The organism is Devosia sp. (assembly GCF_035944845.1).
In the GTDB taxonomy this organism is placed as follows: Bacteria; Pseudomonadota; Alphaproteobacteria; order Rhizobiales; family Devosiaceae; genus Devosia_A.
In genome coordinates, this window is the sequence record NZ_DASZAW010000090.1 from 1 (window position 1) to 11,347 (window position 11,347).

General features: G+C 66.2%; 12 protein-coding genes. 3 read left to right on the top strand and 9 right to left on the bottom strand.

What is annotated here, in order from left to right; all coding sequences use genetic code 11:
• The first annotated feature begins 288 nt into the window (after positions 1-288).
• The gene (locus tag VGV07_RS17890; RefSeq protein WP_326870085.1) at positions 289-1,092 is read left to right on the top strand and encodes an alpha/beta hydrolase; all 804 of its coding nucleotides are present in this window, start codon (positions 289-291) and stop codon (positions 1,090-1,092) included.
• 155 nt (positions 1,093-1,247) lie between these two features.
• Here VGV07_RS17890 and VGV07_RS17895 read toward each other — a convergent pair whose 3' ends face one another.
• The 4 genes from VGV07_RS17895 to VGV07_RS17910 form a co-directional block, all read right to left on the bottom strand.
• Entirely contained in the window at positions 1,248-1,901 is a 654-nt protein-coding gene (locus VGV07_RS17895) for a GNAT family protein (protein WP_326870086.1), read from the bottom strand.
• Positions 1,898-2,770 carry an SDR family oxidoreductase gene (locus tag VGV07_RS17900; RefSeq protein WP_326870087.1) on the bottom strand — a complete coding sequence of 291 codons (873 nt, stop codon included), beginning with the start codon at positions 2,768-2,770 and terminating at the stop codon, positions 1,898-1,900. The genes VGV07_RS17895 and VGV07_RS17900 overlap by 4 nt, the downstream gene beginning before the upstream one ends.
• A 13-nt stretch (positions 2,771-2,783) precedes the next feature.
• Complete coding sequence (gene queG / locus VGV07_RS17905; RefSeq protein WP_326870088.1) at positions 2,784-3,935, bottom strand: tRNA epoxyqueuosine(34) reductase QueG; 1,152 nt, start codon at positions 3,933-3,935, stop codon at positions 2,784-2,786.
• 111 nt (positions 3,936-4,046) lie between these two features.
• A complete protein-coding gene (locus VGV07_RS17910) occupies positions 4,047-4,724 on the bottom strand; it encodes a glutathione S-transferase family protein (RefSeq protein ID WP_326870089.1) in 678 nt (225 codons plus the stop codon).
• 97 nt (positions 4,725-4,821) lie between these two features.
• On the opposite strand from VGV07_RS17910, the gene VGV07_RS17915 reads away from it, so the two are divergent.
• Positions 4,822-5,634: an undecaprenyl-diphosphate phosphatase gene (locus tag VGV07_RS17915; RefSeq protein WP_326870090.1), complete on the top strand. Its 813-nt coding sequence runs from the start codon at positions 4,822-4,824 to the stop codon at positions 5,632-5,634.
• A 156-nt stretch (positions 5,635-5,790) separates the two neighbouring features.
• Here the strand turns inward: VGV07_RS17915 and VGV07_RS17920 are convergent, their stop codons facing one another.
• Positions 5,791-6,513, bottom strand: coding sequence for a copper homeostasis protein CutC (locus VGV07_RS17920; protein ID WP_326870091.1), 723 nt, complete (start codon positions 6,511-6,513; stop codon positions 5,791-5,793).
• Positions 6,510-7,424, bottom strand: coding sequence for an ROK family protein (locus VGV07_RS17925; RefSeq protein ID WP_326870096.1), 915 nt, complete (start codon positions 7,422-7,424; stop codon positions 6,510-6,512). The genes VGV07_RS17920 and VGV07_RS17925 overlap by 4 nt, the downstream gene beginning before the upstream one ends.
• An 86-nt stretch (positions 7,425-7,510) precedes the next feature.
• Between VGV07_RS17925 and VGV07_RS17930 the strand changes: the two genes are divergently transcribed.
• Positions 7,511-8,512, top strand: coding sequence for a LacI family DNA-binding transcriptional regulator (locus VGV07_RS17930; protein ID WP_326870092.1), 1,002 nt, complete (start codon positions 7,511-7,513; stop codon positions 8,510-8,512).
• 290 nt (positions 8,513-8,802) lie between these two features.
• Here the strand turns inward: VGV07_RS17930 and VGV07_RS17935 are convergent, their stop codons facing one another.
• The 3 genes from VGV07_RS17935 to VGV07_RS17945 are packed head-to-tail and all read right to left on the bottom strand — an operon-like array spanning position 8,803 to position 11,271.
• The gene (locus VGV07_RS17935) at positions 8,803-9,594 is read right to left on the bottom strand and encodes a transporter substrate-binding domain-containing protein (RefSeq protein WP_326870093.1); all 792 of its coding nucleotides are present in this window, start codon (positions 9,592-9,594) and stop codon (positions 8,803-8,805) included.
• A 19-nt stretch (positions 9,595-9,613) separates the two neighbouring features.
• Positions 9,614-10,531, bottom strand: a complete 918-nt coding sequence (locus VGV07_RS17940; RefSeq protein WP_326870094.1) for an isoaspartyl peptidase/L-asparaginase — start codon at positions 10,529-10,531, stop codon at positions 9,614-9,616.
• Positions 10,532-10,536: 5 nt separating this feature from the next.
• Positions 10,537-11,271 (bottom strand): amino acid ABC transporter ATP-binding protein, encoded by a 735-nt coding sequence (locus VGV07_RS17945; protein ID WP_326870095.1) that lies wholly within the window; start codon positions 11,269-11,271, stop codon positions 10,537-10,539.
• Positions 11,272-11,347 lie beyond the last annotated feature (76 nt).

The following is an 11,347-nucleotide window of genomic DNA, read 5'->3' on the forward strand; positions in this document are numbered from 1 at the left end:
TTGGCGCCTTCGGCATCAATCAGCTGGACATCGGGGGAGGAGATATCTTCGTTAGATTGCGGCCCATCTTTCTGGGGCGCGACGGGTCTCATGGGACGACGAATGGGAGGCGATCCTTCGATTGTTACCGGAGCGGCGGGATATCGCGGCTAAAATCGTGCTGCGTCGGCCATAAGTCAACACCGGAACAGACAAGAAACAGCAGCAAGGCGCGGTTTGATGACAAACTGTTGCCGCGAAGGCTAACGCGGGGCAAAAGGCCGGGCACGGAAAATGGAGTCGGCCAGCATGGAGCCCGAGGTTGAATACCTGGAAGTGGGCGAGGGCAGCCAAGCGCGCCGCATCGCCATGCTGCGGCGGTCCGGCAAGTCCCCCGGCATTTTCTGGCTCAACGGCTACCGTTCCGATATGGGCGGCACCAAAGCTTCGGCGCTCGATGCGTTCGGCGCCGAGCAGGGCCTTGCCGTCACCCGCCTCGATCACTCCGGCAACGGCCTCTCGGGCGGCGACTTCCTCGATGGCACGGTGAGCCGCTGGCTTGAGGAATCGCTCGCGGTATTCGCCACCACCTCGGGGCCGCAGGTGATCGTCGGCTCTTCGCTCGGCGGCTGGCTGGCGCTGCTGATGGCGCGCCAACTGCGCCGGCAAGGGCAGGGCGACCGTGTGAAAGCGCTGGTGCTGATCGCTCCGGCGGTCGATGCGACCGCCGAGCTGATGACCAAGCGGATGAGCAAAGCGCAGCTGGCGGCGCTCAAACGCGACGGCGTGGTGCAACGGCCCTCGCAATATTCCGACGAGCCTTATCCCTATACGGCCAGGCTGATCGAGGACGGCAACCAGCATCATCTGATGTTCGGCCGCGGCATCGACGTCGGCGCACCGGTGACGATCCTGCAGGGCGGCAAGGATCCCGATGTGCCGCGCGAGCACGCCATGCGGCTGGTGCAGCACCTGCTCACCGACCCGGTGACCTTCACCCTGATCCCCGATGGCGACCATCGGCTGAGCCGCCCCGAGGACCTCGAACTGCTGAAGGCTGCGGTGGCCCGCGAGATCACCGCGCCGCCCGAGCAGCTGACACTGGCGCTTTAGGTGCTGAACGGCTGAGCCGGCGCGGGCTGCCCCCCCACCCCTGTCCCCTCCCCGCCAGGGAGGGCGACCAAATCACTGGCATCACAGCCTGCGTCTCCCTCCCCCTTGCGGGGAGGGATCAAGGGTGGGGGTCCACAGCCTCCGGCTAACCTGGTTCACCCAAACCGCAGCGCCGTCTTCTGCTGCCCACCCGCGTCAAAGTTGCCCGGCTCGAGCCAGCGCTCGAACCCGGCCTTCCTCACCGGCCATTCGCTGTCGAGCATCGAAAACCAGGCGGTGTCGCGGTTCTCGCCTTTCGCGATCATGTGCTGGCGGAACAGCCCCTCGTAAGTGAAGCCGAAGCGCTTCGCGGCGCGTTTGCTCGGCTCGTTCCGATCGTTGCACTTCCACTCAAAGCGGCGATAGCCGAGGTCTTCGAAGATGTGCCGGGCGAACAGGTAGAGCGCCTCGGTGGCGCGCGGCGTGCGGGCAATGGCCGGACCCCAGTAGATCGAGCCGATCTCGATAACGCCGTGCTCAGGCACGATGCGCATCAGCGCCTGCCGGCCACCGGCCTTGCCCGTCGATTTGTCGATCACGGCGAAGAGCATCGGGTCGGCCTTGCCGAGGACGCTTTGGATGAACGCCTCGGTGTCGGCCTCAGTCCTGGGCGCATAGTCGCCGAGATAGGCAAAACGAACGTCGCCATCAGGCACGTTCGAGGCTTCGAACAGGTCCGGTGCGTGCGCCAGGCTCAGTGGCTCGAGCCGCACATAGCGACCCTCAAGCACCACGCGCTGCGGCGGGGTGGCGGGTTTTGGACTGCTCATTGCCGGCCTTTCCAGATGGCGTCGAGACCTTCGCGATAGGTCGGATAGAGCAGGCCGACGCCCAGCGTCGCCAGCACCTTCTTCGACGAAACGCGCTTGTTGTCCGAGTAGAAGCTCCGCGCCATCGGCGTCATCTCAGCGGTCTCGAACGGCACCTCGGCCGGCGGCGCGATCCCCATGACATGGGCGGCGTAGGTGACGAGATCCTGCGGCGGCGCCGGTTCGGTATCGGCGAGGTTGTAGGTGCCCTCGAGATCGCTCAGCGCAGCGCGCGCCGTGATCCGGCCGATATCGGCGACATGGATGCGGTTGAACACCTGGTTCGGCTTGACGATGCGGCGCGCCGTACCCTCGCGCAGCTTGTCGAAGGCCGAGCGGCCGGGGCCGTAAATGCCGGCCAGCCGCACGATGAACAGCGGCACGCCGCGCTCCCTGGCGTAGTCGCGCCACGCCTCTTCGGCCTCGACCCGCTGCTTGGAGCGGATGTTCAGCGGCCGGGTCGGCGCCTCCTCGTCGATCCATTCACCGCCGAAATCGCCATACACCCCGACGGTGGAGAAATAGCCGATCCACTCGAGGTTCGGCGCCGCATCGAGATCGGCACGATGCAGGTTCAGCGCCGGATCGCCGCGCTCGTCGGGCGGGATCGAGAGGATGACATGCGTCGCTGCCCTGAGGTCTTCGCTGAGCGTCGTGCCCGCCACTTCGCCATCGAACACGTGGATCCGGTACGCCGAATCGGCCTCCGATTCCGCGGCTTCGGCGCTGCGGGTCGTGCCGGCGACGGGTATCTGGGGGTCGGCCAGCAGGTGCAGGGCGCGGGCAGTGGCGCGCGATGAGTAACCCATGCCGAAGAAGAACAGGCGCATTTCCAATAGAACTCTAGTTCGCACGCGCCGGCTGGACGGCCGCGCTCCACTCTGCCTGGACGCTGATGTCGCCTTCATCGGGCAAAAACGCAAGCGCCAGTGCATCCGCGCGCGCTTTCGTCACAAGCCGCCGGACCGCCCACACCGCCGCACCGCGGATCAGTGGCTCAGGGTCGGCAAGCCGCGCTTCGGCCAATGGCACCAGCGCCGCGTCGCCCGAATTGCCGGCAGCGATCAGCACGTTCCGCAGAAACCGCGCATGGCCGATCCGCTTGATCGGCGAGCCGGCGAACAGTGCCCGGAAGCCCCGATCGTCGAGTTGCAGCAACTCACGCAGCGCCGGCGCCTTCAGCTCGTCCCGCGCCTTGAGCTTCATCTCGTGCGTCTCCGAGGCGAACTTGTTCCACGGGCAGACGGCGAGGCAATCGTCGCAGCCATAGACGCGGTTGCCCATCGGAGCGCGGAACTCCAGCGGGATCGGCCCGGGATGCTCGATATTGAGATAGCTGAGGCAGCGTCGCGCATCGAGCTGGAACGGCGCCGGGAAGGCGTTGGTGGGGCAGATATCGAGGCAGCGCCGGCAATTGCCGCAGCTCTCGGCATGCGGTTCACCGGCCGGCAGTTCGGCCGAGGTGAAGATGGCGCCGAGGAACAGCCAGGAGCCATGTGTGCGGCTGACCAGCACGGTGTGCTTGCCCTGCCAGCCGATGCCGGCGGCCTCGCCGAGCGGCTTTTCCATCACCGGGGCGGTATCGACGAACACCTTCACTTCGGCACCAGTGCGGCGGCTCAGCAGCCCCGCCAGCTCCTTGAGCTTGCCCTTGATGATGTCGTGGTAGTCGCGGTTGCGGGCGTAGACCGAAATATTGCCGAGCGAACGCTGCTCGAGGTCGGCCATCGGGTCACTGTCGGGGCCGTAATTCATCCCCAGCATCAGCACCGAGCGCGCTTCGGGCCACAGCGCCTCGGGCGCCCCGCGCCGCTCGGCGGTTTCGGCTATCCATGCCATCTCGCCGTGCCAGTCACGGGCCAGCGCCGTGTCGAGTTTTTGCGGCAGGTCCGGCCGCGCATCGGCCCTTGCCACGCCGAACGCATCGAAGCCGAGGGCTTTGGCGCGGTGCCTGAGTTCAGCGATGAGGGCGATCTGGTCTCGCGCTGCTGTCACAGGGTCATCCCCGCCAAATTGGGGATCTCCGTTTGCGGTGCCCTAAGGAATACCGAGGTTCCCGCCTTCGCGGGACTGACACCGTGCCACAAGGCTAGCACAGGGAACGGACTAGAAGTCCAAGTCCGCATAACCCGCTGCTGCTGGCATCCCGGCCACCCGGTCGTTCAGCAACGTGCGAAAGGCCGGCCGCGATTTGATGCGGGCGTACCATTGGCGGGTTTCGGGCGAAGTATCCCACTGCACGTCGCCCAGGTAGTCGAGGCTCGAGAGGTGCGCGGCGAGCGCAAAGTCGGCGAGCGTCATGGTATCGCCGGCAATCCAGTGCCGGGTGGCAAACAGCCAGTTGAAATAGTGCAGGTGCTCGGCAAGGTTGGCCTTGGCGACACGCAGCACACCTGGCTCCGGCGTCATGCCGCGCTGGTCGCGCTTGACGATCTTTTCCTCGAGCACATAGCGGGTCACTTCGTCATTGAGTTTGACCAGCACCCATTCGAGCAGCCGCCACATCTCGTTGCGCAGCACCGTATGCGAAGGGAACAGCCCGGCGACCGCCGCCGGTACATAGCGGTCCTCGATCGCGTGGATCACCGCCAGCGTTCCCACCACCGGTGGCTCGCCGTCTTCGGCGAGGATCGGCACCGTCGCTGCCGGGTTGACCTCGAGCAGCGCGGGCTCGCGCCGCCAGGGCTTGATGTCTTCGAGGTCGATGCCGACGCCATATTCGGCGAACATCAGCCGGGCGAGGCGGGAGGAGGGGTCGAGCCTGTGCTGGAGCAACCGTGGCATGCGGTGAAACGATCCTTGCCGATCCTTGGCGGGCCCGGGCAAATCGCGCTAGATGCCACGCTTGCCGCCCTTCCGGTGGGATGAGTTAGGGGATCAGATGAACGCCGATCAAGGTCTTTTTGTGCCGCTGATCCTAGGGATTATCGAGGGCCTTACCGAATTCCTACCGGTCTCCTCGACCGCCCATATCCTGCTTGCGGGACACTTCCTCGGCTTCAACAGTCCGGGCCGGGTGTTCGAGGTGCTGATCCAGCTCGGCGCCATCCTCGCTATTCTCGTGGTGTATTTCCAGCGCCTGCTCGGCATCGCCAAGGATGCAATCGCGCGGAAACCCGGGGCTCTGCGCTTCATCCTGGGGGTTATCCTCGCCTCGTTCCCGGCGGCCATCGCCGGCGTGCTGCTGCACGATTTCATCAAGACGGTGATCTACGAGACGCCGGTGGTGTTCTGCGTCTCGCTGATCGTCGGCGGCATCATCCTGCTCTATGTCGACCAGCTGAAGCTCACGCCGAAGTACACAGATATCTACAACTACCCGCCGCTGCTCTGCCTCTATATCGGGCTGTTCCAGGTGCTGGCGCTGATCCCTGGCGTGTCGCGCTCCGGTTCGACCATCGTCGGGGCGCTGCTGCTCGGCACCGACAAGCGCTCGGCCGCCGAGTTCACCTTCTTCATCGCCATGCCGATCATGGGCGGGGCGTTCCTCTACGATCTCTACAAGAGCCGCGATTTCATCACCGCCGAGCTCGGCGCCGCCGTGATCATCGGCTTCGCCGCCGCCTTCGTCACCGCCTTCTTCGTGGTGCGGTACCTGCTCGACTACATCTCGCGCCACGGCTTCGCGATCTTCGCCTACTGGCGCATCTTCGTCGGCGCCATCGGGCTGTGGGGGATATTGCTGTTCGGGTGAGGGGGGACACAAGGGCCACTGCTGCCACCCCAAACTCGGTGTCATCCCAGCGAAAGCTGGGACCCAACCCGCCACTTGCGCCGACTGATAGATGGGTCCCAGCTTTCGCTGGGATGACAACCGGTGGGGAGGTGGGATCAAGCCCTCCAGTAATCCCTACCCCGCCATCGCCGCCTTGAACGCCCGGACCACGGCCGGGTCGGTGCGCCGCCGGGTCTCCGCCGCAAAACCCAGCCGCACTGCCGGAGCGCTGCTCGCCGGCCCTGCCGAGGCGCAGGAACTGTGCACTTCGTCGACCGGCACGGCCGCTAGCAGCGCGCCGACATTGGCGGGCGTCAGCCCTGACCCCGCCATGATCTTGATGCGGCCGCGGGCGGTGGCGAGCGCCGTCGCGATATTGTCGACCCCATCGAGCGCCACATGTACGCCACCCGAGGTAAGGATGCGCTCGAACTTCAGCGAGATCGCCGCTTCGGTCGCCTCGGCGAAATCCGGCACCAGGTCGATGGCGCGGTGCAGCGTCGCGCCGAGTCCTTCGGCCTGCTGCATAAGCCGACCCAGCACTTTGAGATCGAGCTCGCCATTGGGCCGCGACGCCCCCAGCACCACCCCGGCCAGGCCCGCGCCTCGGATGGCGTCGATATCGCCGAGCATGGCATCGAGGTCGGCATCGTCAGCGACGAAGTCGCCGCTGCGCGGCCGGACCATGGCGTAAACCGGAATCGGCGCGGCCGCGGCAAGTTGCATCAGCCCGGCCGATGGGGTGAGCCCGCCCAGCTCGAGCCCCGAGCAAAGCTCGATCCGGTCGCCGCCGCCGGCAATGGCGGCCTTGAGGCTTTGCGGATCGGCGACACAGACTTCGAGCAGGCGGTTGGTCACGCGGCGTTCTCCGTAAAGCCGAGGATGGCGGCCCCGACGAGGCCGGGCTCTAGCGTGAGTCGCGAGGGCACCACCAGCGGCAGGCTGAGCCGCCGCAGGATGCGCTTGCGCACTTCAGCATCGAGCAGCGCAACGAACTCCGCCACCTTGCCGAGCCCGCCGCCGACCGGGACGATGCTGGCGCCGACCACATTGAGCACCAATGCCAGCGGCCCGGCGAGCAGGTCGATCTGCACGTCTATGGTGCGCGCCGCCTCGGCGTCCCCGGCCTGCCACGCCTCGACAATGGCGGTGCTGGGGAGTTCGATGCCGAAGAGGTGCTTGTGCAGCCGTTCCATGCCGCGCGCCGCGCCGACCGTGTCGACGCAGCCGGCCTGGCCGCAGCCGCAGGGGAAGCGCGGAATGGCGATGGGTGGGTTGCCGGCCGACGTCGCGGCGACCGGGCCGTGCCCCCACTCGCCGGCAAAGCCGCCGGCACCGTTGACGATATGCCCGTCGACGACGATACCGCCGCCCACCCCGGTGCCGAGAATGGCCCCGAAGACGATGCGGTGCCCGCGTCCGGCGCCTTCGACCGCTTCGGCCAGCGCGAAGCAGTCGGCGTCGTTGGCGACGAACACCGGCCGGCCGAGCGCCGCTGCGAGTTCGGGGCCGAGGCGTCGGCCATCGGCGCAGGGGATGTTGGCGACGGTGATGCTGTCGGTAGCCGGATCGACCACCCCGGTGATCGAGATGGCGATTGGCGTGCCTGCCGGCGCACCGGCGGCGTCGGCGACGCCGCGGATCGCACCGACAAAAGCCGCAAAGTCGTCGAGTGGCGTCGGCACCCGGCCCAGTGGCGTCAGCTCGGAGGGGCTTCTGGCCAGCGCCGCCTTGATCCCGGAACCGCCAATATCGAAGCAGATAATCATCACTGTTGAGTGCTTTCTAACGAGCAGGCATCTACCTTCGTCGAACGCGGCCGACTCGGGCCGCGCGAAAGGTGCGATGGCGGATAATGGTTGAACAGGCCCGGCAGCAGGCGACCCCTACGATCGACGATGTCGCGGCCCTCGCCGGTGTTTCCCGCGCCGTCGCCTCCCGTGCGCTCTCGTCCGAAAAGCGTCCGGTCTCGGCCGAAAAGCGCGAGCGGGTGCTGCAGGCGGCAGCCGAGCTCGGTTATCGCGTCAACCTTTTGGCGCAGAGCCTCACCACCAAGACCGTCAACCTGATCGCCGTGGTGGTCAACCACATCCACGACCTTTCCGATCTCGACCTGTTCGATCGGCTGCTGGCTGAAACCCAGGCCATCGGCAAGCAGGTGATCCTCATCCGCGTCGGCTCGGTCGACAAGGTCGAGGAGTTCCTGCGCCAGGGCGTCGCCTACCATGTCGATGCGGCGCTGGTATTCTCCGATTTCGCCGATGCCGAGACGGTGCGCAAGATGTTCCGCTCCGATCTGGTGGTGATGCTCAACGGCCGCCACGACCGGCTGTCGCCGACGGTGATCCCCGACGAGGCGATGGGCATCCATCAGGCCGTCGCCGATGCGGCGCAGCACGGCGTCAAGACCGCCGCTCTGGTCACCGGCCGTGCCTCCTCGCTGGTCGAACAGGCGCGTATCGCGTCCTATCTCAGCGCGTTCAACCAACATGGCATCGAACTCGTCCAGACCGTCCAGGGCGATTATTCCTATCAGAGTGGGCACGCCGCGGCGCCCGCGGTGGTCGGCTTCGATTGCCCCGATGCGGTGTTCTGCACGTCCGACGCTATGGCCATGGGCATCCTCGACGTCTGCCGCGAGGATTTTCCGGGCAACCGCCCGACCCGTTTCCGGCTCTATGGCTTCGACAACCTGTCTCTGACCGATTTCGATGCCTACCCGATCTCGTCCATCGGCTACGACAAGGCTGATTACGTGCGCCACATGGTGCGCTTCCTCGCCGACCCCACGGCATTCACCCCCGGCCAGCCGCCGGTGCTGATCCCGACGCGGTTCGTGCCGCGGAAGACGAGTTAGGCTTGCAGTAGACCTCCATCCTCGCCTCATACTCGATGTCATCCCTGCGAAGCAGGGATCCAAGCTTCCACCTGCGCGGGCTGTGAGTTGGGTCCCAGCTTTCGCTGGGATGACATCGGTGCTGGGGAAACATCGGTTGCCCAACCGTCACACCTAGATACCGATGAAGGTAGTGGAGGCGGCGGCTGCCACCACCACCCCCACAAACGGGTCCGGGCCGTCTTGGGGGACGGCCCGGCAGTCGGCTGGAGGCGGCGGCAAAGGGAGAAGGACGCCGCCCTTGCCGGTTCTTACCAGAGCGCGATCAGCTCAGGCGGGTTGGCGGTCTCGCCCCACCACTTCTTGTAGTTCGCCGCGTAGGCGCCCGACTGGATGTAATCGGACACGAACATGTCGAGCCAGCGCACGAACTCCGGATCGCCCTTGGCGACGGCAATGCCGATCGGATCGTTCGAGTAGAGACCCGCCAGGGTCACGAGGCTCGGGTTCTTGGTGGCGAGGTAGTCGAGCAGCGACGAGTCTTCGATCGCCGCGTCGACGCGCTTCTGCTGCAGCTGCAGCACGCCATCGGGCGCAAACTGATCGACATAGACCAGCTCGGCGGTCGGCACGGCGTTCTTGATGAACGTCTCGCCGGTGGTGCCGCGACCGACGACGATCTTCTTGCCGGCAAGGCCGGCGAGATCGGTGATGCCGGAGTCGGCCTGGACGATGACGCGGAGGCCGGCACGGTTGTAGGGAATCGTGAAGTTCACCGACTTGGCGCGCTCGAGCGTCGCCGAGGTGTTGGCGACGACGATATCGAGCTGGCCCGAGACCAGCATCGAGATGCGGGCGTCACCCGACACGTCGGTGAATTCCACCGGCACGCCGAGCTTGGCGGCGATCATGTTGGCGACGTCGACGTCATAGCCGACCGGGTTGTTCTGGTCGTCGCGGAAGCCGATCGGCTCGCCGCCGAGCGACACGCCGATGCGCACCACGTTGCGGCCGCGGATGTCGTCGAGCATGCCGGCAAAGGCCGGGACGGCCGTGGTGGCGACGAGCGCCAGCGCGGCAATTGCAGTCAGGATACGCTTCATGGGTTGTTCCTCTCCTTGATCAGATAGTCTTCGCTGCGCGGAGTTCTGCTTCCGGCATCGAGTCGTCCCAGAGCCAGTAGCGGATCTCGCCCTGGCACCTGAAATTGAACACCTCATGGTTGCCCTTGGCGTCGACGGCGTGGATCACCACCCCGCCAAGGAACCCCTCGGTGAGTTCGTTGAGTTCGTCGACCGCGAGCTTCACCGCATCGCTGAGCGAGTAGCCGAGCTTCATGGCGAGAACGATGGTGCGGCTGGTGGCGCAGCGCATCGTCATCTCGCCGGTATGGGTGCAGGCGGCCGCGCCATAGCGGCTGTCGGCATAAAAGCCGGCGCCGGGGATCGGGCTGTCGCCCAGCCGGCCCGGATATTTCCAGGCCCAGCCCGAGGTCGAGGTCGCGGCATGGATGCCGCGCGAGGGGTCGGCGCTGAGATAGACCGTGGTATCGCGCACCCGCTCCGGGTCGGTGATGGTCTTGAGGAGCGGCGCCAGTGGCGTATTCGGGAAGGCCGCCTTCTGCTCCGCAGTCATTTCCTTCTCGAGCCGCTCCCACCAGACGCGTTTGCTATCCTCGAGCAGCACGTCGTCGACCGAGAAACCGGTTTCAGTGGCGAAGCGGCGGGCCCCGTCGCCGGTCAGCATCACGTGCGGCAACTGCTTCATCACCTCATGGGCGAGGCGCGCCACCGGGATGGTGTCGGGTACGGCGCCCACCGAGCCGACCGCCCGGGTGGTGCCGTCCATCACCGCGGCATCGCATTCCATCACGCCCAGCATATTGGGCCAGCCGCCATGGCCGACGCTGCGCACCTTGGTCTCGGCCTCGACCTTCGAGATCCCGGCGACCATCGCCGTCAGGCTGTCGCTGCCCGAACGCAGCATGTCGACGGTCGTCGGGATGCCGGGCCAGCCTTCCGCATTGGCGATGAACAACATGGTGGTCAGTCTTTCCGCATCTTGGAGAGAAACTGCGCGACGCGCGGCTGTGCGAGGCCGCCATCGGCTGCAAAGAACTTGTCGGTGGGCAGGTCGACCAGCAGCACGCCCTTCTCGAGAAAGACGATGCGGTTGGAGATCTGCCGCGCGAACTCGATCTCGTGCGTCACGAACACCATGGTAGTGCCGTCCCTGGCGAGCTTGGCGAGGATATCGAGCACTTCCGAAGTCATTTCCGGGTCGAGCGCGCTGGTCACTTCGTCGAGCAGCAGATAGCGCGGCTTCATCGCCAGCGCCCGGCAGATGCCGACGCGCTGCCGCTGCCCGCCCGAGAGCTGCGCCGGATAGGCATCGGCGCGATCGCCCAGGCCCACCTGCGCGAGGAGCGCGCGGCCTTCTGTCTCGGCTTCCGCCTTGGGGCGCTTCAGCACCTCGATCGGCGCCAGCGTGATATTCTGCAGCGCCGTCATGTGCGGGTAGAGGTTGAACAGCTGGAACACCGTGCCGGAGCGCTTGCGCGCCTCGGCCAGCTCCTTGGGCTTGCTCACATCGAAATCGTCGACGGTGATCTTGCCGGCATTGAGCTGTTCGAGCCCGTTGATGCAGCGGATCAGCGTCGATTTGCCCGAGCCGGACGACCCCAGGATCGATACCACCTCACCGGGGTTCACCGTCAGGTTCACCCCGTCGAGGACGGTGACCGGGCCAAAGGCCTTCTTGACGTTTTCGACTTTCAGCATGCTTCAGAGGCCCCGGAAGGCGCTGTGCGCCCGCAGACGTTTTTCGGCCCAGGCGCCCAGCGAGGCGACCGCCTTG

Bases quoted from the DNA above. Each gene is read 5' to 3' on its own strand.
- VGV07_RS17915 (WP_326870090.1), top strand. From the start codon at position 4,822: ATGAACGCCGATCAAGGTCTTTTTGTGCCGCTGATCCTAGGGATTATC.
- VGV07_RS17900 (WP_326870087.1), bottom strand. From the start codon at position 2,770: ATGCGCCTGTTCTTCTTCGGCATGGGTTACTCATCGCGCGCCACTGCC.
- VGV07_RS17910 (WP_326870089.1), bottom strand. From the start codon at position 4,724: ATGCCACGGTTGCTCCAGCACAGGCTCGACCCCTCCTCCCGCCTCGCC.
- VGV07_RS17945 (WP_326870095.1), bottom strand. From the start codon at position 11,271: ATGCTGAAAGTCGAAAACGTCAAGAAGGCCTTTGGCCCGGTCACCGTC.
- VGV07_RS17895 (WP_326870086.1), bottom strand. From the start codon at position 1,901: ATGAGCAGTCCAAAACCCGCCACCCCGCCGCAGCGCGTGGTGCTTGAG.
- VGV07_RS17930 (WP_326870092.1), top strand. From the start codon at position 7,511: ATGGTTGAACAGGCCCGGCAGCAGGCGACCCCTACGATCGACGATGTC.
- VGV07_RS17935 (WP_326870093.1), bottom strand. From the start codon at position 9,594: ATGAAGCGTATCCTGACTGCAATTGCCGCGCTGGCGCTCGTCGCCACC.
- VGV07_RS17925 (WP_326870096.1), bottom strand. From the start codon at position 7,424: ATGATTATCTGCTTCGATATTGGCGGTTCCGGGATCAAGGCGGCGCTG.
- VGV07_RS17890 (WP_326870085.1), top strand. From the start codon at position 289: ATGGAGCCCGAGGTTGAATACCTGGAAGTGGGCGAGGGCAGCCAAGCG.
- VGV07_RS17940 (WP_326870094.1), bottom strand. From the start codon at position 10,531: ATGTTGTTCATCGCCAATGCGGAAGGCTGGCCCGGCATCCCGACGACC.